The 21,675-nt window shown below is 60.3% G+C and carries 17 protein-coding genes and 1 tRNA gene; 14 read left to right on the top strand and 4 right to left on the bottom strand.

Annotated elements, in window-relative coordinates; all coding sequences use genetic code 11:
- The first annotated feature begins 177 nt into the window (after positions 1–177).
- From KBI52_RS29170 to KBI52_RS29110, 14 genes are all read left to right on the top strand, one after another.
- Positions 178–2,091 (top strand): ABC transporter ATP-binding protein/permease, encoded by a 1,914-nt coding sequence (locus tag KBI52_RS29170; RefSeq protein ID WP_173949240.1) that lies wholly within the window; start codon positions 178–180, stop codon positions 2,089–2,091.
- A 54-nt stretch (positions 2,092–2,145) separates the two neighbouring features.
- Positions 2,146–2,847 (top strand): phosphatidylserine decarboxylase, encoded by a 702-nt coding sequence (locus KBI52_RS29165; protein WP_210812533.1) that lies wholly within the window; start codon positions 2,146–2,148, stop codon positions 2,845–2,847.
- 240 nt (positions 2,848–3,087) lie between these two features.
- Positions 3,088–3,957, top strand: coding sequence for a phosphatidylcholine/phosphatidylserine synthase (locus KBI52_RS29160; protein WP_210812532.1), 870 nt, complete (start codon positions 3,088–3,090; stop codon positions 3,955–3,957).
- A gap of 105 nt (positions 3,958–4,062) precedes the next feature.
- A complete protein-coding gene (locus KBI52_RS29155; RefSeq protein WP_173949243.1) occupies positions 4,063–4,713 on the top strand; it encodes a Maf-like protein in 651 nt (216 codons plus the stop codon).
- An 84-nt stretch (positions 4,714–4,797) separates the two neighbouring features.
- Positions 4,798–5,001 (top strand): DNA gyrase inhibitor YacG, encoded by a 204-nt coding sequence (gene yacG / locus KBI52_RS29150; RefSeq protein WP_210812531.1) that lies wholly within the window; start codon positions 4,798–4,800, stop codon positions 4,999–5,001.
- Positions 5,002–5,104: 103 nt separating this feature from the next.
- Positions 5,105–5,180 (top strand) — tRNA-Phe (locus KBI52_RS29145).
- Between the two features lie 757 nt (positions 5,181–5,937).
- Positions 5,938–7,467 (top strand): dGTP triphosphohydrolase, encoded by a 1,530-nt coding sequence (gene dgt, locus KBI52_RS29140; protein ID WP_315974840.1) that lies wholly within the window; start codon positions 5,938–5,940, stop codon positions 7,465–7,467.
- Positions 7,468–8,798: 1,331 nt separating this feature from the next.
- On the top strand, positions 8,799–8,990 hold the full coding sequence (locus KBI52_RS29135; protein WP_210812529.1) for a helix-turn-helix domain-containing protein: 192 nt from the start codon (positions 8,799–8,801) through the stop codon (positions 8,988–8,990).
- Positions 8,990–9,667, top strand: a complete 678-nt coding sequence (locus KBI52_RS29130; protein ID WP_210812528.1) for a hypothetical protein — start codon at positions 8,990–8,992, stop codon at positions 9,665–9,667. The genes KBI52_RS29135 and KBI52_RS29130 overlap by 1 nt, the downstream gene beginning before the upstream one ends.
- Entirely contained in the window at positions 9,667–11,412 is a 1,746-nt protein-coding gene (locus tag KBI52_RS29125; RefSeq protein ID WP_210812527.1) for a DUF927 domain-containing protein, read from the top strand. The genes KBI52_RS29130 and KBI52_RS29125 overlap by 1 nt, the downstream gene beginning before the upstream one ends.
- Complete coding sequence (locus KBI52_RS29120; RefSeq protein WP_210812526.1) at positions 11,409–11,639, top strand: hypothetical protein; 231 nt, start codon at positions 11,409–11,411, stop codon at positions 11,637–11,639. Before KBI52_RS29125 ends, KBI52_RS29120 begins: the two co-directional genes overlap by 4 nt.
- Before the next feature lie 167 nt (positions 11,640–11,806).
- A complete protein-coding gene (locus KBI52_RS29115; protein WP_210812525.1) occupies positions 11,807–12,289 on the top strand; it encodes a hypothetical protein in 483 nt (160 codons plus the stop codon).
- Between the two features lie 6 nt (positions 12,290–12,295).
- A complete protein-coding gene (locus KBI52_RS33705) occupies positions 12,296–12,583 on the top strand; it encodes an HGGxSTG domain-containing protein (protein WP_315974839.1) in 288 nt (95 codons plus the stop codon).
- Between the two features lie 917 nt (positions 12,584–13,500).
- Complete coding sequence (locus KBI52_RS29110) at positions 13,501–13,935, top strand: hypothetical protein (RefSeq protein WP_210812524.1); 435 nt, start codon at positions 13,501–13,503, stop codon at positions 13,933–13,935.
- Between the two features lie 179 nt (positions 13,936–14,114).
- Here KBI52_RS29110 and KBI52_RS29105 read toward each other — a convergent pair whose 3' ends face one another.
- The 4 genes from KBI52_RS29105 to KBI52_RS29090 are packed head-to-tail and all read right to left on the bottom strand — an operon-like array spanning position 14,115 to position 21,586.
- A complete protein-coding gene (locus tag KBI52_RS29105; protein WP_210812523.1) occupies positions 14,115–17,078 on the bottom strand; it encodes a type I restriction endonuclease subunit R in 2,964 nt (987 codons plus the stop codon).
- Positions 17,078–18,238: a restriction endonuclease subunit S gene (locus tag KBI52_RS29100; RefSeq protein WP_210812522.1), complete on the bottom strand. Its 1,161-nt coding sequence runs from the start codon at positions 18,236–18,238 to the stop codon at positions 17,078–17,080. The genes KBI52_RS29105 and KBI52_RS29100 overlap by 1 nt, the downstream gene beginning before the upstream one ends.
- A complete protein-coding gene (locus tag KBI52_RS29095) occupies positions 18,231–19,733 on the bottom strand; it encodes a class I SAM-dependent DNA methyltransferase (RefSeq protein WP_210812521.1) in 1,503 nt (500 codons plus the stop codon). Before KBI52_RS29095 ends, KBI52_RS29100 begins: the two co-directional genes overlap by 8 nt.
- Positions 19,730–21,586, bottom strand: a complete 1,857-nt coding sequence (locus KBI52_RS29090; protein WP_247654709.1) for a class I SAM-dependent DNA methyltransferase — start codon at positions 21,584–21,586, stop codon at positions 19,730–19,732. The genes KBI52_RS29095 and KBI52_RS29090 overlap by 4 nt, the downstream gene beginning before the upstream one ends.
- Between the last annotated feature and the right edge of the window lie 89 nt (positions 21,587–21,675).

Genomic DNA, 21,675 nt, shown 5'->3' with positions numbered 1-21,675 from the left:
GCACGAGGCCGGGCATCACGTCCGGGTTCCATCGCCCGGCCTCCTCGGTCTCCAAGCGATCGAGGGACATCGGGAACGCTGTGCTCCGCTGAAACCTGGAACAATGACAGACTTGGGGTGAATTCACCCGTCCAATCGCCTATATCGGGACCTAACATCTCGATTGGATTCTCGCGTATGCCTCCCTCCACCGCCGTCCCGACGACGAGCGCTGCTGCGCCAAAGCCCAAAGGCTTGGCGGCCACCTGGACGAAACTCTGGCCCTATCTCTGGCCGCACGGCCGGCCGGACCTTCAGCGCCGCGTCTTCCTCGCCTTCGGGCTGCTTCTGGTAGCCAAGGGCGTCACCATGGTGACGCCGTTCGCCTTTAAATGGGCCACGGATGCGCTCGTGGCGGCCACGGGTGGCACTGCCCAGGGAGCCGAGGCGGCCGCGACGGCAGGCTCCTGGCTCTGGAAGGCGCCGATCCTGCTTACCGCCATCTACGGCCTCACCCGCATCCTCATGGCGGTCCTGACCCAGATGCGCGACGGCCTCTTCGCCAAGGTCGCCATGCACGCGGTCCGCAACCTGGCGCTCCAGACCTTTGAGCACATGCACCGCCTGTCCCTGCGCTTTCATCTGGAGCGCAAGACCGGCGGCCTGACCCGCGTGCTGGAGCGCGGCCGCGAGGGGATCGAGGAGCTGTCGCGCCTCGTGGTTCTGACCCTCGTGCCGACGATCCTCGAGTTCGTTCTGGTTCTCGGACTGCTCGCCTGGGAGTTCAACTGGCTCTATTCCGCCGTCGTGTTCGTCATGGTGGTCGTCTACCTCGCCTATACCTACAAGGCGACCCAGTGGCGGATTTCGATCCGCAAGCAGATGAACGATTCGGACACGGATGCGAACACCAAGGCGGTGGACTCGCTCCTGAACTACGAGACGGTGAAGTATTTCGGCGCCGAGCAGCGCGAGACCGCCCGCTACGATCGTTCCATGGCGAAGTTCGAGAGCGCCTCCACCCAGACTTACACGTCGCTGGCGGTGCTCAACGCCGGCCAAGCGGTGATCTTCTCCATCGGCATGGCCATCGTCATGGTGCTGGCCGCCCGGGACATCATGGCTGGGCGGGCCTCCATCGGCAGCTTCGTGCTCGTCAACGCCATGCTGGTGCAGCTCTATATCCCGCTGAACTTCATGGGCATGCTCTACCGGGAGATCAAACAGGCCCTGATCGATATCGACGACATGTTCGCGATCATTGAGCGCAATCCCGAGATTCAGGACAAGCCCGGCGCCAGGCCGCTCCAGGTTGCGCAGGGCGTCGTTCGATTCGAGGACGTGCATTTCGCCTATATTCCCGAGCGCCCGATCCTCAAGGGCGTGAGCTTCGAGGTTCCGGCCGGCCATACGGTGGCGATCGTCGGTCCGTCCGGCGCCGGCAAGTCGACGATCTCACGGCTGCTGTTCCGCTTCTACGAGCCCACGAGCGGGCGCATCCTCATCGACGGGCAGAACATCGCCGAGGTGCAGCAGGGCTCCCTGCGCAAGGTCATCGGCATGGTCCCCCAGGACACGGTGCTGTTCAACGACACCATCGGGTACAACATCCAGTACGGCCGCTGGGATGCAAGTCCGGACGAAGTGAGGGAGGCCGCGCGCCTTGCCCAGATCGACCGGTTCATCGGACTCCTGCCGGAGGGCTACGACACGCCGGTGGGCGAGCGCGGCCTGAAACTATCAGGGGGCGAGAAGCAGCGGGTGGCGATCGCCCGCACGATCCTGAAAAGCCCTCCGATCCTGGTCCTCGACGAGGCGACCTCGGCGCTCGACACCTTCACCGAGAAGGAGATTCAGGACGCTCTCGACCGGGTCAGCCGGGGGCGCACCACCCTGGTGATCGCCCATCGGTTGTCCACAGTCATCGGGGCCGACGAGATCATCGTCCTCGATCAGGGCAGGGTGGTCGAGCGCGGCGACCATGGGAGCCTCCTGGCCCTCGGCGGGGTCTATGCCGCCATGTGGAACCGCCAGCGCGAGGCGGATCAGGCGCGCGAGACCCTCAAGCGGGCTGAGGAGGAGGAGCGCAGCCCCGAGAGCGTGGCAGGTTGACGGAAGCGTCTGCGCCTGCCATCCCCTGGCAAACCTTCTCAAGGCTGTGAAAGAATGACCGATATCCTGGAATCGATGCGCCGCATCTTCGTGCCGATCCACAAGGAGGGCTATCCCTTCATCCTGATCGCGCTGTTTGCGACGATCGTGCTGGCGTGGCTGTGGTCGCCGCTCGGCTGGATCGGGATGATCCTGACCGTGTGGGTCTGCTACTTCTTCCGCGACCCTCCGCGGGTGACGCCGATCCGGGAAGGCTTGGTGGTCTCCCCGGCGGACGGACGAGTGAATCTCATCACCACCGCTGTGCCCCCGGCCGAGCTCGACCTGCCGCCCGAGCCGATGACCCGCATCTCGGTCTTCATGAACGTGTTCGACTGCCACGTGAACCGCTCTCCGGTCACCGGCCGGATTGCCCAGATCCTCTACACGCCGGGCCTCTTCCTCAATGCCGAGCTCGACAAGGCGAGCGAGGACAACGAGCGCAACGCCCTGGTGATCGAGACGGCCGGCACCAAGATCGGCGTGGTCCAGATCGCCGGCCTCGTGGCGCGGCGCATCGTATCGTTCGTGAAGATCGGCGATCATCTGAGCACCGGCGAGCGCTTCGGCCTGATCCGCTTCGGCTCCCGTCTCGACATCTTCGTACCGCTCGACGCCCAGGTGCTCGTCGGCCTCGGCCAGACGGCGGTCGCCGGAGAGACGGTGCTGGCCGACCTCACCGCCAACGAGCCCGCGCGTCAGTACCGGGTGGGCTGACGCCTTTTGCGCGCGGGAAAGGCCTCCTTCCCGCGGTCTTTCCTTACGGAACCGTTGACCGCATTCTGCGCTTCTCCCATGGTTCGCAAACGGCCGAGCTCGGGCTGGATCCCCGCCATCGTCAAGCCCGAAAGTGGACGCCGTTTTCGGGGTTTAGCCGACGATCGCCTTTTTGAAGAGCGCATCCTTCAAAAGGGAAAACCGGGTCCACTTTTCCGTACGATGCGCTAGGTTGTTGCCATGAGTGACCTTTTCCCGCCCTTCGCCCCGGATCCGAACGAGCCGCGCAAGCGCCTCTTCAAGCCGGTTCCGTTCCGGATGATCGCCCCCAACATCATCACCCTGATCGCCCTCTGCCTGGGGCTCTGGGCGATCCGGCTGGCCTTTGACGGGCAATACGAGAGGGCCGTGGTGGCGGTGATCGTGGCCGCCTTCCTGGACGGCGTCGACGGGCGGATCGCCCGCCTTCTGAAGGGAACCTCCCGGTTCGGCGCCGAACTCGACTCCCTGGCAGACTTCCTGAACTTCGGCGTCACCCCGGCGCTGATCCTCTACAGCTTCGTCCTGCACGAGCTCGGACGGGTGGGCTGGATCGGTTCGCTCGTGCTCGCCATCGCGGCGGCACTGCGCCTGGCCCGGTTCAACGTGATGATCGACGATCCCAACCGGCCCGAATGGAAGAAGAATTTCTTCGTCGGCATGGCGGCTCCCATGGGCGCCATGAGCGCCCTTCTGCCGCTCTACCTCTCCTTCCTCGGCGTTCCCATCCAGGGTTCGTCCGTCGGCCCGGTCATCCTGGTCTACGTTGTGGGCATCGCGTTTCTCATGGTGTCGACGATCCCGACCTATTCGGGAAAGACGATGGGCAAGTACGTGCCGCGCCAGTGGGTGCTGCCGATCTTCGTTCTGTCCGTGGCGGCGTTCGGCCTCCTCGTCAGCTTTCCGTGGGAAATGCTCAGCCTGATCACGGTGGCGTTCCTGCTGCTGATCCCGGTCAGCGTGGTGCGCTATCGCAAGCTCGAGCGGCTCGATGCCAAGAACGACCCGCTGGCCACGAACGACCCGCTGGTGAAGCCGTCGTCCGCCGGCACCGAGCCGCCCATCGTCTGATCGGCTTGATTCGCCTGCGCCCGGTGCCATTTTGTGACCCGGCGTAGCTATTGCCTTGATGAGTATCCTTGAAGGGCCCGACGGGGCCGGAGCGTGGAGAGAAAAGTGGCGTCTTCTTCCGAGGTGTCGAATCCCAGCTGGCGTCCGAAGCTCGTTCTCGCCTCCGCGTCGCCGCGCAGGCTCGGCCTCCTCCAGCAGGCCGGCATCGAGCCGGACGCCCTTCTGCCGGCGGATGTGGACGAGACGCCCCTCAAGAACGAGGGCGCCAAGGAGTTGGCGAAGCGCCTCGCCCGCTCCAAGGCGGAGGTGGCCCGGAAGGTGGCCCGGGCGCGCGAGGACCTGAAGGACTCCTACATCCTGTCGGCCGATACGGTCGTGGTGGTCGGCAAGCGCGTCCTGCCCAAGGCGGAACTCGTCGACGAGGCCGCCGGCTGCCTGAGGCTGCTCTCGGGGCGTGCCCACCGGGTCTACACCTCGGTCTGCCTGATCACCCCGCGGGATTCGGTCCGCGAGCGCCTGGTGGAGACCCGTGTGCGTTTCAAGCGTCTCTCCCGGGATGAGTTCGAGCGCTATCTCGCCTCCGGCGAGTGGCGCGGGAAGGCCGGCGGCTATGCCATTCAGGGCCTTGCCGGCACCTTCGTGGTCAAGCTGGTGGGCTCCTATTCCAACGTGGTCGGCCTGCCTCTCTACGAGGCCGCGGCCCTGCTCGACGGGGAGGGGTATCCCGTCCGCTTCAGCTGGCTCAGTGCGGCCTGAGGCCGGGTTGCCCATCCTCCGGACCGACTTGCGCGGCATGGCGCCTGCAACCACCTAGTTGCTCTGCATGGAAAGGACGCGCATGTGAACGCCGCCAACGAGAACAAACCCCTGGCTTCCTCCGGCAAGTGCCCGATCTGCGGCAAGCCCGCCCAGCCGGACTACCGGCCCTTCTGCTCGAAGCGCTGCGCCGACGTGGACCTGAACCGCTGGCTGTCGGGCAGCTACGCGATCCCAGCGGTCGAGAACGAGGAAGACGACAAGGACGAGGACGGGCGTGAGGCCTGAGCGGCAAATTCCCGGCATTTTTGTCGTCCGAGACGCTGGACATGCGGCCCCGGTCTGACTATACACCCCTCCACGACGCGCACGGCTCCGCCGCGCTTCGGATGCCCAGGTAGCTCAGTTGGTAGAGCATGCGACTGAAAATCGCAGTGTCGGTGGTTCGATTCCGCCCCTGGGCACCATCTATCTCATTGAAAGCTTTATTTATTTTAACGCAGACCCGCAGGTTCTAATCTCCGCTGGAGGGTTGGGGGACGTGCCGGGGACGCCAATTGATTCGCCTCGGATTGTTAGAGGTGAACATAGCGACGACGATCAGCGCTGCTTCCGACCAGCTTCTCGGGTGGCTGTCGACTACACCGACTGAAACTGACGTAGCTACGAGCCACCGGGCGAGTATGGAGACGGAGCGCCGCGTGGAGATCGGGTCCGTTAGCTTCCTTCGTGACGGCTCTTTTGACAACGAGACGTATGTGACCGGCCACAGCGACCTCTACTTTTCCGCTGTCATTCCGGAATCCTCGCCCAAGCGCAATTCGCACCGGCTTCTCATCAATGGTGCCGCTGCCCTTCGAGTAAGATTTCCCAACAGCTATAGACCCGACTGCGGGGCTCCCTCCGATTGATAGCCGTTGATACTGGAGGGTCACTATTCCTTTATTGGAGCGTGCCACAGGAATGGCTGCCGTAGTTATTTTAATTACATTCTGACCTGGGACCTGAAAAAGTGGATCACACAATTTCCTCGGAAGATCACAATGCAAACGGATCGAGCGGAAGCGAAATGGGTTGAGCAATCCTCGTCCGAGTTGCTCAAAGCGTAGCCAAATTTGCCCTTTAACTCGATATATTATATCAAGGTGGAACCGTTCCCCGAAGGTGGCCATTCTATGAGTCCTGGCTAGTGTCAACGGCTACAGCATTCGAATATCAGCGTGGATGACGCCTCTCTTTGACTGTTGTTGCCGGCTGGAAAAGGCTAATCGTAAGGAACAACTGAGGTCTGCCTACGGGTGCTTGATGATGAATCTCTGGTCAAAGCAGCGATGGCCTCGCGAGCGGGGAGGAGCTCCTGTAAGTCACAAGCCCCACCCAATAGAAGAGGCAGATCCGGAGGGCTGGCGGTCTCGCTTTCAGCAGGATTATGACAGGCTTCTTTTCTCCACGCCCGTGCGCCGTCTTTCTGACAAGACGCAGGTATGGCCCATGGACGAGAACGATGGCGTTCGCACACGTCTGACGCACTCCCATGAGGTTGCGAACCTAGCTCGATCAATCGGTTCTCGTGTGGCTAGCCAGAAGTCTGAGATCTTTCAGGGAGCTGACCTGCACGACGTCGTGCAACCTATCCTTTCCGCTATTGGTTTGGCACATGACCTAGGGAATCCACCTTTCGGTCATCAGGGAGAGGCCGCCATCGGCCGCTGGTTCAAAGCTCGCGAGAAATGGATATTCTCGAACTATCTTGAGCAGGGTGACGACCTGCCCACCTCTGTCTCGGAACTCGTTAGAGCGGAGTTTATTGAGTTCGACGGAAATCCGCAAAGCTTGCGCCTTGTTACTAAACTTCAGACCCATGTCGAGCATGCTGGCCTTGACCTAACCGCGGCCACTTTGGCTGCACTGCTGAAGTATCCTGTGTCCGCTCAGAACCGAGACAAGAATAATCCTGTTTTAAAGAAGATCGGCTATTTCGATTCTGAGGTAGCAATCATCAAGTGGATACGAGATGAAACTGGGCTCGAGGAAGGGCAACGGCATCCACTTACTTGGATTATGGAGGCCTGCGACGATATCGCCTACAGCGTGCTCGACGTTGATGATGTGATGAAGAAGGGTATTGTCTCTCCTGATGATGTTTTGGCCATCCTTGCCCACAATGAGGACTTCAAGGACTCTGCCATCGTACATCGTATCCGAGGCTCTTTCGGGAGGGCGGAAGAGGGTAGCCGGCACCCAGATGTCGTGCGTGATATCAAAATTGGCTATGTTAGGGCGTATCTGATCGAGGCCTTGATTAAGGAAGCAGCTGAGAGCTTCGTCCAAGAGGCTGACGCAATCATGGCGCTCAAGCACAAGTTGCCCTTGATGGAGACAAGCCGTCTTTGCAATGCCCTAAAGAAGATCGCAAAACAGTTTGCATTCTCGAACGCAGGTGTTTTGAAGATGGAGGCGATCGGTGCGGCGGCAATAGATGGATTGATGTCGTTCTTCTGGAATGCGATCTCCGACCGCACTGATTTCGATGATCTGAGTTCACGCCGCCGCAGCGCTAAAGCAAAGTATGGCTTCTCACTCATCAGTCCCAACTATTTAGAGGATGCCATCAACTCCTCTGATCGTTCATGCAGCAATAAAAGTATTCGGTACCGCGAACTGAGACTGCTAACGGACATGGTCTCTGGTATGACAGACACGTTCGCAATAAAGCTTTGGCAGGACGTCAGGGAGGTACCAGATTGTCCGTAGCTGCAAACGAACGCGTCTTAAAGCGACGCATCGACGATTATATATGGCGTGATAAATCGGCTCCCGTTGCGTCGTTGCGCCGACTGCTTAGTGAACATTTTCTTGGTTTCAGTAGGGTTGCTATTATTGGTGGAATGGTGCGCGATTTCGCTCGCGCTGGGGCCTGTGGGTTCAAATCTGACGTCGACTTAGTCATTGACGCGCCGGTAAAGGAGATCGAGGAACTCGCCCATAGACTGGGAGCTAAACCAAACAGGTTCGGTGGTTATTCATACGCTGCAGAACGCTGGAAGCTCGATTTCTGGGCACTCCGTTCCACATGGGCGTACAGAGCCGGCTATGCAAACATTAATCAGCTAGAGGACGTGATAGGTTGTACCTTTTTCGACTGTGACTCGGTACTCTATGATGTGAAGCAGCGGCAAGTAGTCTGTCATAAAAGCTATCTTGACCGACTCCGGCACAGGACCATCGAAATAAACCTCCTACCTACACCTTCAATAAATGGGAATCTTTTAAGGGCAGTCCGTCGGATTTTGCTGTGGGACTTTGAGCCCGGTCCGCGGTTGCGTTCTTATATTTTGGAACATCTCAGTGACGCCTCGTTCGATGAGATCGCACGTGCCGATAAGACGTTGTACCCTCACTCACTAATATCCGAGTTCTCCTCTGCCGACACTCTGCGCGACCACGTAGGCAATCGAGAAAGGCGGAGCCGGTTGGCGACATTCTACGCGCGCCAGCTCGCCTTACCTAACGTATTGCTATGGGACCAGAATGAGCGAGCAAGCGCACTGTAAACCTCAATGAGTCCGCTTATCGATCGACATGAACAATTGCTTCTGCTCTCCGACTTGTTAGTCAAACACACACTTACTCCGCTGCGTGTCCTCTAAGGAAAAGTTGACCGCAAACTTCAGAGATTTCTCAGCCAAAGACCTCTTCAGTCTTTAACTCTCTTAACATTGATACGTTCGACATAGTTCTTTCGAAGGACATCATACCAGCGACTTGATCTATGAATACTCGCTGTGAGAGACTTGTATCCCGCAAAAATTATCCGAAAACTGCAGTGGGGTATGCTTCATGCGCGCAACTGTCGCAGCCATTAAGCGTTTAAACGCTAATTGCTCAAAATGTTCGGCATGAGCGAACCCACCTTATGAGAACATTGAGAAATTCACTCTGCAGTATTCGCTTCAAGCGTACTTTTGTGGCGCCCGAATTTGTTAGGCACAACAACCTTAGTTCTTAGGGTCGACTCCCCAAATCTTATAACTATGTCATTTATGGAGCACGGGTGAATCCCCGCGTATTCATAAGGACAAATCATGAACGAGCCCTTGACCTACAGCATTGAAGATACCCGCAAGGTTACCGGCGTGGGGCGCACGGTTCTCTACGAGGAAATCAAGGCTGGCCGCCTCCGCGCGGTCAAGCGCGGCCGCCGCACCCTGATTCTGGCGGAGGATCTCCGGCGCTGGCTCGCGTCCCTCCCGCCCATCCGCAAGGAGGTCGCGTAATGGGAACGCTGAACACGGAAAACCCGATCCCGCGTGGCAGCGCAGAGACCGGGTTCACGTTGCGGATGCCTTGCCTGGAAGCCGGCTCCGACCGCGACAATACCACAATCACGGGCCCCGTCGACCTGTCATGGGTCGAGGAGTTCTACGACAGCCTCTCGCTGCTCTCGCGGGACGAGGTCGACCGCCTCGTGCAAATGGGCGTCCCAGCTTCGGCTCTGTGGCATCCCATGCCTCTCCGGGCTGCTGACATCGCCTGGGTGGCGGAAGGACGCTTCGAATTCCCGCACTATCTCTCGTGTGACACGCCGAGGGAATGCGCTCTCCTGTTTCTCGTCGAGGACAGTGGCGGCGCCCCGCTCGACATCGTCGCCTGGGCGCCGTCGACGGATCGCCTCGCCTCGTGGCTCGGCTACGCCTGGGGCTTGGGCGAGGGGACGATCTTTGCGCCCCGTCTCGAGTCCGAAGCCCTGCCGGTGTGGCGATCCCCGCTCGACTGGTTGCGGGATGGCAGAAGAGGCGTTGTGCTGCTCAAGCCGCAATTGGCAGCGCAGTTCCTGCGTGATGTCGGGCCGCTCATGGCCGAGGATGTCGAGCACGGTCTCGAATTGGAGCGCCAGCTGACGATCGCCGCTCCGCGCATCGTCGTCCCCGCCGCCAGTGTGAGGAGGGCGTGATGGACACTGGCTACCTTGATCTGCATCACGCCATTGCTTCGAGTCCTGCCGGGGTGACGTGGCCGGAAGGCTATCAGTTCCGGCAGGAGGGGCTCTGGCATGAGGATGCGCGGCTCACCGGCCCGTTCACCGTCCTAGGTGAGGCGCGCGATCCGCACGGCCATGGTTGGGCGATCGCGTTGGAATGGAACGATCGTGACGGCCGACAGCATCGAGGGTTCCTGGCGCGTGCGGATCTCCTCGGCCACAGCCACGACGCGTTTAAACCGCTGGTATCGGCTGGCCTCGATATCGTCAGTGATGCCAGGAAGCTCAAGCTGTTGAAGGCCGCCTTCAGCGGCATGCGGTGCAGGGCGAGGGTGTGCCTGGTCAAGCACTGCGGCTGGAGTGGCGAGGTCTTTGTTCTGGCCCACAAGACAATTGGGCAGCAGGCGAACGAGCGGTATGTGTTCGATGGAGCTTGCGATGCGGCCCGCTATGCACAGAGCGGCTCTCTGCAACAATGGATTGATGCGGTCGCGGCACCGGCTGGGCGCAACTCCCGTCTGGTTTTTGCCATCTCGACTGCCTTCGCAGGCCCGGTGAACGACCTCATCGGGGACGAGGGCGGCGGTGTCCATCTGGTCGGCGGATCCTCGCTTGGCAAGAGCACGGCCCTGATTGCCGCCGGAAGTGTCTGGGGCGGCGGCGGTCGTGGCGGTTTCGCCCAATCCTGGCGCGCGACCGGCAATGGCCTGGAGAGCGTTGCAAAGGCGCATTCGGGGACGTGTCTCGTCCTTGACGAACTGGGCGAACTCGACGCACGTGAGGCCGGATCGACGGCGTATCTGCTCGTGAACGGGCAAGGCAAGGCTCGCGCAGCGCGCGATGCCGAACTGAAGGCTCGGGCGGAGTGGCGCATCATGCTCCTCTCGGCTGGCGAGGTCGGACTGGCCGATAAGATCGCTGAAAGCGGCAAACGGGCCAAGGCCGGACAGCTCGTGCGGTTGATCGACGTGCCGGCCGATGCTGGGCAGGGGCTCGGCCTGTTCGAGCATACGCATGGAGAGAGTCCAGCCACCTTCGCCGTAGCCATCAAGACGGCGGCCTTGAAGTACTATGGTGTCGCAGGTCCGGCGTTCGTCGAAACGCTTGCTGACGATCCTCGCTGTGCCGCCGAAGTCATCCGGAGGATGATCCGCGAGATCAAAGGGCGGATGCTGGCCGGACTTCCCGATGTCGATGGGCAGGTGGAGCGTCTTGCCAGCCGCTTCGCCCTGATCGCCGCGGCCGGCACTCTCGCGCACGAGCGCCTGAACCTGCCCTGGGGCGAGGGAGAGGCAGAGCAGGCGGCGCACGCGTGCTTCAGGGCCTGCCTGTTGACGCGGGGAGGTGAGGGACCGGGTGAGTTGATCACGGCTCTGCAGGCAATCCAGGAGGTTGTCGAGAGATACAGCGAAAGCCGCTTCCGCGATCTTGGCAAGGAGTACGGGGTGGACTTCGGCTCCCACCAGCGGCCCATTCAGGACCTGCTCGGCTACCGTCAGATGCGAGCAGGTGAGATTCTTTGGTGCTTCACCGCGACGGGCTGGCGGGAGACCGTGGGCGGTATTGGCCAGCCGGGCACAATCGCTCGCTTGCTGGCCGAGTGTGACATGCTCGCCTTCGGGAACGATCGCGCGCATCGTCTCTCCGTTAAAGTCGATGGTCGATCGGTCGGAACCTACGCAGTCCGGCAGAGGGCTCTCGAAGGAGATGTCTCGTGACCAGCTATGAGGTCGCCTCGCGGGCGTTTCGCTCCCGTGCCGGAAAAACGTGTGACCTGCGTGACGGTGTGACCGCCAACAGTCACAAGTACTTAGGAAGCTTGCTCAATGTGACGGTCACACAGTCCGTCGCGGTTCCCTGCGGTCGCTATGTCGGGCGTCTGGCCACCTGCACCCTCGTCATGTCGGACGAACCCGCCTTCAAGCACAAGGTAGGCCAGCCATGAGCACGCAAAAGAAGGTGAGAGATTCTGTTCCTGCGCCCTCGCAGGCGCCAGAGTCGCGCGAGGTCCAGGCCATCGAGGAGGCTAAGGGGCGGGTCAGGGCTCGCTCTCCTCGCCTCCAGATGAAGGCCAGTACCGAGGCGAAGCGCGAGCCAGGCAGGTCGGCGACAATGGCCCGGACGCTCGGGCCGGGCCACAGTGATCTCAAGGGGTTTACGGATCGCTTTGTCGATGCCTTCGGGACCACCTCGCAGGCTTTTGCTGAGACAGAGATAAACCGTCTCATGAGAGGTCTTGGAGCACATTGGACGAAACCGCCGACAGACCAGGAAATCAATGCTGCTCTGGCCGTTGTCGACGGGATCAGGCCCGAGAACGAGGTTGAGGCTCTGTTGGCCGCCCAGATGGTGATGACGCATGTTCTGACCATGCAGGCTATGTCACGGGCGCACTGGGCGGAGGAGGTCGAACAGCAGCAAATCGCGAGCAGTGTCGCGATCAAGTTCGGACGCTTGTTCACGTTGCAGGTGGAGGCTCTCGCCAAGCTGAGACGCAGGGGCGAGCAGACGGTCAGGGTCGAGCATGTCCACGTTCACCCCGGAGGGCAGGCGATTGTTGGAGCTGTCAACACTGGCAGGGATGGGGGAGGGTAAAAAGAAATGGACAACCCCATGCATCCTGCGATCCGGAAGGTAATACCTCTCTTCCAGGCCCCACGCTGTGAGGCGAAAACTCGGACCGGAGCTCCGTGTCAGTCCCCGGCCGTGCGGGAGAAGCGGCGCTGCCGAATGCATGGTGGGGCAAGCGGCAGCGGCGCACCGAAAGGAGAGCGCAACGGCAGGTACAGGCACGGTCAATTCACCTGCGATGCTCTGGAAGAACGGCGAAGAACCCGCGCCCTGATGGCGCAGATGCAAGCGTTCGCCGATGACATTCTTGAGAGATGAGGCTTCAGCCAAGGTCACACAAGTCACGAACTGCTGTGACAATCAAAGTCTTGTAGCCCAACGGTCACACAGGTCACACGGCGGCACGGAGGTGGATCTCGTCCGCCCATTGACAGCCGCTTTCAAGCTCAGCACCAGGACCGTCTCGCTTGTGGCGAGGCGGCAGCGATCACCCCCGATCATCCATTCTATCCCTGCCAACGCGTTCCACAGGTTCCAATCCTCGCTGCGGTGAAACAGACGCTGTAGATCAGCACACCTAGCCGCAAACCAGATCCCGGCTGCAAGTTCAGGTAAATCAGGTAAACACGATAAGGTAGTACAGCACTATTTGCCCTTACCGCATTTATCCCTGACGCTGAGCGTAACGAATAAGTTGTTCGCCTGTACTACCGACCCACTTTCCTGTAGCCAGAACCCTCCGTCGGTAGCCCCGGAGTCTCTATACCATTCGTACCGAACCGTAGCATCAACTGGCAGCTTAAATCCGCTCACTGGTAGTTCAGGAAAATCTTGCGAGAATGCTCCTATTGGCACTGCGCCAATGGCGAGAGCAATAAGAGGTTAAATTTTGTGCCTCACCTTCGTTCCTCCTATTAATAGGAGCCTGAATCTGGAGTAACATACGCGCTTTCAGACGCTGCAGCCCGGAAATCACCTTCTGCCGCGTCAGAAGCGCATAAAGAACCTTGTTAAAACTGCTCTACTGGTGGGTAAGCCGTAATGAGCACCCCTGCTAACCTTGGGGAACTGGGTGCATTGGAATAGTCTGTCTTGTGCTTGGCCATCAAGGGACTTGAAGAGGCAACTGCGCCGCTGGCGCGTGGGTGTATGATGGCACTCGATCAGAAAATCCTAGATTGGAATATCGCTAGTCCGGAAAGTTCGCGCACATCGAAGCGGCTCGGAGGAATGGTATGGACGCCTTTGAATTTGAGGACGATGACCGACCAATTGAGACCTATCCAGACTACATTGGAATGGCCATGGATTACGAGCTAAGACTAGGGCAAGAACTCGTGCGTCTGGAGGGGTTCGACTGGAAAACTTATCAAGAGCTGCTTGAATGGGCCGCACCAAGCCACTGTATTGGAATCTCATGCAGCAGTGGGAAACAAACAATTCAGATCGATGAGATAAGTTGGTTAGGTAGTGTGCTGGACCAGGTGCCGAGCGTGCGCGTCGCATATGATGATCATGAACCGCTTTCCCACGGCTCCGCCGCTATACATATCTTCTTGAAATCTGATACTGTGAGCTACGATCAGCTTGCAAATGACATCGACTCATTGCGTAGGGCACTCGACGAGGATCTTAGGCAATTGCTCTCTCTTCACGGCGGCAAGCTATGAATTGCGCGGCGGACGCTGGTGCCTAACTTAGGAACTATCGGTGTACGCCTCGATGTGACTCAAAAAGAGACGCAAGCCTCCCGAGACGGGACGAGCATGGCATGTCGAAGTTTGGCACCCTTAGTCGGTGCTTCAATCTCACCGCTCTCTGAGCGAGGCAGTGTCCTCATACCCTGTTGTCAATAATACTCACGAATGTAACCGTACGCTTTTTCAAACAGGTCCGCATCCTGATGCAGCTTATAGCGGAAAAGCGTATGGCGCAGCGCCTTCTTGACCTCGCGTTCGCCGGCATGCGTGGCCTGCCAGCCATCAAACCTTACCGCGCGCACGATCTCGTCGATGTCGTCCACGACCCGTTTAACCATCACGGGCGTGTCGCCGTTCCGAGCCTCCTCGAAAAGCTCAGTCAACGCCGCTTTGCCGCGGTCGATGTCCTCTTCCTCTGGCGTTTCGCGCTCGGTCTTCACCACGTCCTTTGCCAGCGCCAGGAGCTCTTTCAGAAAGTCGATTGATAGCAGCAAGCCCTGCTGATGCCGGTTCTTCAGGTCCTCCAGGCGCTCGCCCAGTGCCTTGAACTTCGGATTTCCCGCATGTTTCCGCAGGCGGCCTGCCAGCTTGACGGAGATTTCCTTGGCCTTCTTTTCCGGATCTGGGTTGCCGAGGACGGCCTCGAGCAGTTCGGCATCGAGCACCAGCGTGTCGAGATCGTCGCGGACCGCGTCGACATGGACGTTCTCGTGGATCAGTTCGATAGTTTTGGCGCCAAGCTGGTACCACAAGAGGCGTCCTGTCCCACTGGACGGCTTCAAGGATTCATACACCTGCGCCAGCCAGCGATAGTCGGTCTCATACTGCGTCAGCACCGGATCGGGCGACAGCGCCTCCCAGATCCGTGCCAGCACGCTGAAGTCAGCGGCAAAGGCGTCGCGTAGGTCGTTGTTTGGAATGCATTCCTGCGCGGCGATCAGCCCTTCGTACCCTATCAGGCTGCGATCCACACCGGCGAAATAGGCCAGGCACTTCTGCAAGGCTATCGGCAGAGCATTGATCAGTTCCGCGATGTTTGACACCGCCTTCTTTACGCCTTCCTCGTCAAACTTCAGCGCCTGCGCGACGTCATCGAAGATGCCGAGGTAGTCGACGATTAGGCCGTGCGTCTTCTGCTCGCCATAGGGGCGGTTTGTCCGACAGATGGCCTGCAGCAGCGTGTGGTCACGCAGCGGCTTGTCGAGGTACATCGTCTGCAGAATCGGCGCGTCGAAGCCGGTCAGCAGCTTCGACGTCACGATGATGATCTTCAGCGGGTCCTTGGGATCGCGGAAACGGTCAAGGAGCTTCTCCTCGGCATCCCGGTCGCGCTTGTAGGGCGCATATTCCGGCTCCCCGCTGTTCACCGAGATCACGATGTCAGAAACCTCGGGCGGCAGGTGCCGGTCGAGTTCCTGCTTGTACAGCAGGCAACTTTCGCGGTCGAAGGTCACCACCTGTGCGCCGAAGCCATTCGGGGCGGCCTTCTCTTGGAAATGCTTGGCGATGTCGCCGCAGATCGCGCGAATGCGCTCAGGCGCTTTGACCAGAATCGACATCTTGGCCGCCGCCTTGCCCAGTCGATCTTTGTCCTCGTCCGTTAGTCCCTGCGTCAGTTCGGCATAGGCTTCCTCTATAGCCTTCTGGTCGATGTGCAGGTCCACCAGGCGTGGCTCGAAATGCAGCTCCTTCGTCGCTCCATCGCGGATCGAGTCGTTTAGGCCGTAACGGCTCATGTAGCCGCCCTCGTCGCTCTCGGCGCCGAAGGCGTAGAAGGTGTTCTTGTCGGCACGGTTGATCGGCGTGCCGGTCAGGCCGAACAGGAACGCGTTCGGCAGCGCCTCGCGCATCTTGCGGCCCAGATCGCCTTCCTGCGTGCGGTGCGCTTCGTCCACCAGCACGATGATGTTGTCGCGGTCGTTCAGCACGCCGTCGGCCTCGGCGAACTTGTGAACCGTGGTGATCACCACCTTGCGCGCGTCCTTGCCCAGGAGGTCAGCCAGTTCCTTGCGGCTTTCCGTGCGCACCATGTTGGGCATGTCGGCGGCGTAGAAGGTGCCGGAGATCTGGCTGTCGAGGTCGATCCGATCGACCACGACCAGCACCGTTGGGTTCTTCAGCGCCGGGTGCAGCCGCAGCTTGCGCGCGGCGAACAGCATCAGAAGGGACTTGCCCGACCCCTGGAAATGCCAGATCAGCCCCTTGCGCGGCTGGCCCGCCACAACCCGCGCCACGATCTTATTGACGCCATCCACCTGCTGATAGCGGGCAATGATTTTGATGCGATGCTTGCCTTTCTGTGTCGCGAAGGCCGTGAAGCTGCCGAGCATGTCGAGCACCATCGCCGGTCGCAGCATCGAGGCGGCCGCCTTTTCCACCGCACCGAGCCCCTGCGGCCCGTCGCCATCGCGCCAGGGGCCCCACATGTCGACCGGCATCCGGACCGAGCCGTAGCGAAACTCTTTGCCCTCGGTGGCTACCGAAAAGACGTTAGGAACGAACAGCTCTGGCACATTCCTCTCATAGTCGTCATGCACCTGCAGCGCGGCGTCGAGCCAACTCTGGCTGGACCGTACCGGCGTCTTAGCCTCGATCACCACCACCGGGATGCCGTTGACCAGCAACACCAGATCGGCGCGTTTTTCGGTCTTTCCGGCCCGGATGGTGAACTGCTGGGTGACGACGAAGCTGTTTCTCTCGATGTCGTCGAAATCGATCAGGCGGATGGTGACGTGTTCGCCATTCGCGCCGAAGGGCATTGAGCGTTCGCCCAAGACCCACGCGGCAAATTCCTCGTTCGCCTTCACCAGTCCGTCCGATCGCGCTCCCATGACGATGGCGCGCAGGCGGTAGAGCACGTCATCGACCCGGCCAGGGATGGCGGCGATGTCGGGGTTCAGGTGGATCAGGGCGTCGCGCAGATGGGGTTCGACCAGCACCTCTTGCGGCTGGCGGGGAAGATCAGCGGGGCTAACATAATGCCAACCGAGGCCCTCGATTCTGCCGCCGATGCGGGCAAGGCCGGGCGCAATCTGCGCCGGTCGGGCTGAGGCCGCGCCTGCGAGAAGGTCGCGCAGATGGGCTTCAACGGTGTTAGCTTCGTTGAACGACATCAGAAAACTGTCTCCATAATCGTCCGCCTGACCACACGGAGATGGCTCAGCCTATCGGATATCGATTTCTGCTGGCGCTCTATTTGCTGTACTTCAATCAGTTGTTCGCGCTGAGTCTCAATGGGGGGGCACGGACACCAATATCGCCTCAATGACTCAAGTGTTATCGTCGGCTGGGCGCTTCCAACAGCGGATGAATCTGCCTGTTGCTTACCGTATCGGGAATTCAAAAAGAGCGTCAGGTATCCTGGAAGGATAAGCTTTTGATCAGGAACCAGGTGCGCAATGTGCCTCTGAAAGACAAACGGTTTGTCAAAGTCTACAGCGACGGCGACGCCATAAGTCGCTCCAACTGCAGTGTAGAGAACATCTCCGAGCTTTGGGCGATTGCGCTTTGTCAGCTCATCGTAAGTCTCTTGGCTGACATAGCTAATATGTGACCAATCGACGTTCCCGCCCGAAATAGTTTTTACGAAAAGGAATGGGACGCCGGCGTCCACGAATTGAGGTGGTTGATGGGTCCCGTCAGTAATCAGGGCGCAAACGTCCGCCAAAGTGCGGATTAATCCCTTTTCTTTTGACTGCACGATAATCGTTTCAAACAGGGCATCTAGGACCTGTTGCAAGTGTTTCCCAGCTTCCTGCAAGAGCGAAGAAGTTCGTTCAAGACTGCTCAAAGCCTCCGCTAACCGAGCTTGCTCCTGGATCGGTGGCAGTAGAAACTCGAAGCTGGCAAGGCTGGTCCAGTTGGTGCGTGGCGACAGCGACCCGGCCGATGTACCGACGGCATGATCGAAGAAGGCGTCGGTCTGGCACAGGAAGGGCAGCAACTCCGGCACGAGCCGGTCATTCGCAGGCTCTAGCACATAGATGTCGCCGGAACAGACCCCTTCGAAATCCGCCACCGCCACCTTGCGCTGATAGGCGCGGCGCTTGCCGAACAGAACTTGCCCCGGCTTGAACAGCGTCGTGAAGGTCGTGCCATCGGCTACGTCCCCCCAGCGACGGATGCGCAGATCGCCGGGCTCGACGTGCTCCAGACCAACGACACGTTCGATTCCGGCCGCCTCCGGATCGGCCACGCGCGCTTTCGACAGGCGCACGACGTCGCCAAAGGCCACGCGCGCCCACCCCGCCTTCGATATCGACCGCTCAAGCATCGGCATCCTCCGCAGGCATAAGGCCATCGAGCATATCCACCAGCGCGTCCATGCCCGACCAGAAGTCGCGTCCTTCCTCGTCAAACGCCGCCCAAGTCGCCGCCAGCGTCGCGCCCCCGGTGACTGCTGCCGCCTTGGGGCGCTTCACATACCGGGCAATTGACAGGTTGCCATCGGCCGCCAGCACGTCGGCCACGCGCGCCACCGCGGCAAAGCCGGGCTCATCCGCAAAGGCGTGATAGGCAGATAGGATCCGCGCCTGATCCTCAGGCCGCAGGAAGCTTTGCGCCCGTTCGCGGGCGATCTCGGTCACCGCATCGATGAATAGGATGCGCCCAGATCGCGCCGCGGGCTTCCGCGACCGGCAGATCACCACGCAGGCTTCCATCGGGGAGTTGTAGAATAGCCCTGGACCGAGCCCCAGCACGCATTCCACCAGATCGGCCTCAACCAGCTTGCGCCGCATCTCGGCCTCTTCGTTGCGGAACAGCACGCCGTGCGGAAACAGGATCGCGCAGCGCCCGGTCTTTGGGTCCATCGACGACAGGATGTGCTGGAAGAAAGCGTAATCCGCCCGCCCCTGCGGCGGGGTGCCCAGGAAGTTGCGGCCCCACGGATCCTTCTCCCATGCGCCGCGGTTCCATTTCTTGATGGAATAGGGGGGATTAGCGAGGACCACGTCGAAGGTGCGCAGCCGGTCACCCTGCACGAAGGCCGGCGCGGCCAAGGTGTTGCCACTGGCGATGTGGAAATCGTCCACGCCATGGATGACCAAGTTCATCCGTGCGATGGCTGCGGTGATGGTAATCAGCTCCTGCCCATAAAGGCCGGTGGTGCGCGTGTCGCCGCCGCGCCGCTTCACCTCGGCCAAGCAGGAAATCAGCATGCCGCCGGTGCCGCAGGTCGGATCGTAGATGCTCTCGCCCGGCTGGGGTTCCAGCATCTGCGCCATCAGGTGGACGAGGGTGCGGTTGGTGTAGAACTCTTGCGCAGTGTGGCCGCTGTCGTCAGCGAACTTCTTGATGAGGTATTCGTAGCCGTTCCCAAGCTCGTCCTCAGGCACGGCGGCAAGGGTGAGGTCGTGCTTGGAGAAATGCTCGATCAGGTTCTTCAGCGTGCTGTCAGGCATCTGGGCCTTATCGGTCCAGTTCGCGTTGCCGAAGACGCCTTGCAGGCGTTCGGGGTTCGCCGCCTCAATGGCGAGGAAGGTCGACAGCAGCGCCCGCCCGACATCGCGTGGCGCGGCACGCACGTCGTTCCAGTGCGCGCCTTTGGGGATCACGAAGCGGTCGTTGGCGGTGTCGGCAGCATAGCCTTCGTCGCCGGTTTCATCGAGCGCCTGTTGGTAGTCTTCGTCCCACACGTCGGACAGGCGCTTGAAGAACAGTAGCGGGAAGATGTACTGCTTGTAGTCGCTGGCATCAATGAGTCCGCGCAGCAGGGTGGCCGCGCCCCAGAGATAGGTTTCAAGTTCGCGTTGGGTAAGCCCGCTCATTGCAGCCACTCCCCTTCGACCAGCACCTTGCGCAGATGATCCTCGGCCGCCCGGGCATCTGCCAGCGCAGTCTTGAACGCTTCGACGGCCTCGGGCAGCGGCGGGATGTCCTGCCCAATGGGAGGCAGGACGTAGCGCGAGATGTTCAGCGTCCAGCCTTCCTTCTTAATCTCGTCCAGCGTGGCGACCTTGGCGCGATCCTCTACATTCTCGAAGGCTCGATACCAGGCAACGATCTGGTCACTGTGCTCCTGTTCGAGGAAGCTCTGCGCCCGACCTTTGCGGAACAGGCTGGAGGCGTCGATAATCAGGACCTTGTTCTTGCGGGCTTCGGGCTTCTTGCGGCGCAGCACCATCACGCAGCCTGCCAGTTGCGTGCCGTAGAACAGGTTCGGTGCGAGGCCGATAACCGCCTCGACCATATCCCTTTCCAGCAGGGCCTGCCGGATCGACCCCTCGGCCGACTTTCGGAACAGCGCGCCCTGCGGCAGGACAACCGCCATGCGGCTGTTTCCGGTCGGCGCCATTGAGGCGATCATGTGCTGGACGAAGGCGTAGTCACCGTAGCTCTCGGGTGGGATGCCGTATTGCGCGCGGCCCCATGGATCTGCCTCCCAGAGATCGCGGCCCCATTCCTTGAGCGAGAAAGGCGGGTTCGCGATCACACAGTCGAAGGTGGCGAGGCCGCCTGTGCTGGAATCCGTAAAGGCTGGGTTGCGCAGGGTGTCCTCACGGGCAACCTGGAAATCCTCAATCCCGTGCAGGACGAGGTTCATCCGCGCGATTGCGGCTGTCGTCAGGTTTTTCTCCTGACCATAGATTTTGCCGTAGAAGGTCCGCGGATCGCCACCCCTGCGGACAACGTGCTCGATCGCTCCGAGCAGCATGCCACCTGTGCCGCAGGCAGGATCGTAAATACTCTCGCTTTCCTGGGGGTCGAGGATCTCGACCATCGTGCGCACCACGCTGCGGGGAGTATAAAACTCACCTGCCTTATTTCGACGTGTCACGTCGGCGAATTTGCCGACCAGATACTCATAGGCGTCGCCGAGCACGTCGGTGCTGACAGTGGTGTTGCCGAGCCCGATCTCTGAGAACCCCTCAATCAGATCTTTCAGCAACTCGTCGGAGAACTTTTCCTTGTTGCCCCAGTCTGCGGAGCCGAAGACGCGGAAGAGCGTGTCCGGATTGGCCCGCTCAATCTCCTGCATAGCCTTTTGCAGCGCGGCGCCGACGTTGGCTGGGACTTCCCTAACGTCATTCCAGTGGCAGCCGTCAGGAAGCAAGAAGCGGTGCACCTCCGGAAAGAGGGATGGGTCGGCTTCGCCGAAAGTTTCACGAGCCTCGGTGGTCTCTTCGTCCCAAACATCCGAGATTCGTTTAAAGAAGAGCAATGGAAGAATATAGCCCTTCCAATCTGTTCGGTCGACAGCAGACCCGCGCAGTGTGTTCGCCGCCTCCCAAAGGGCAGATCTCAACTCTCGTCCATTTTCGAACGTGATCTGGTCCGGCCGCCCGACACGAGGCTCCTCCACTTCGATAGCGAGTTCGCCCCTGTTGCCGTTCGCTCGGCCATGTGCACTGGCGGCCACTAGGTTCTGTCGCTTACTCCCAATGTCGGTATTCGCCTCGTCCTCTCTCCGAACAGAGGGTGCCTCGGTCATGGCCAGCGCCACAGAGCCACCGCGCCCGCGCCCGTTGCGGACGACGCCGCTATCCACGAGCGCTTGCTTCACAGCGCTATAGACGCTCTCGTCCCAGCCGAGTACCTCTCGGAGCTTGCCGCTACTGGACGCCCCCCCCATTCCGAAGAGCGCATCTACGAACGCTCGGCGCCGAGCTTCGCTATTCATACTTTAACGCTCCTATATAACACTACTAGTAAGTCGATTCATTGGCCGCAACGATCTATAATTGAACCGTAGCAGCAATCACACCAAGT

This window comes from Microvirga sp. HBU67558, from assembly GCF_018069605.1.
Lineage (GTDB): Bacteria > Pseudomonadota > Alphaproteobacteria > Rhizobiales > Beijerinckiaceae > Microvirga > Microvirga terrae.
This window is presented reverse-complemented; position numbering and strand designations above follow the sequence as displayed.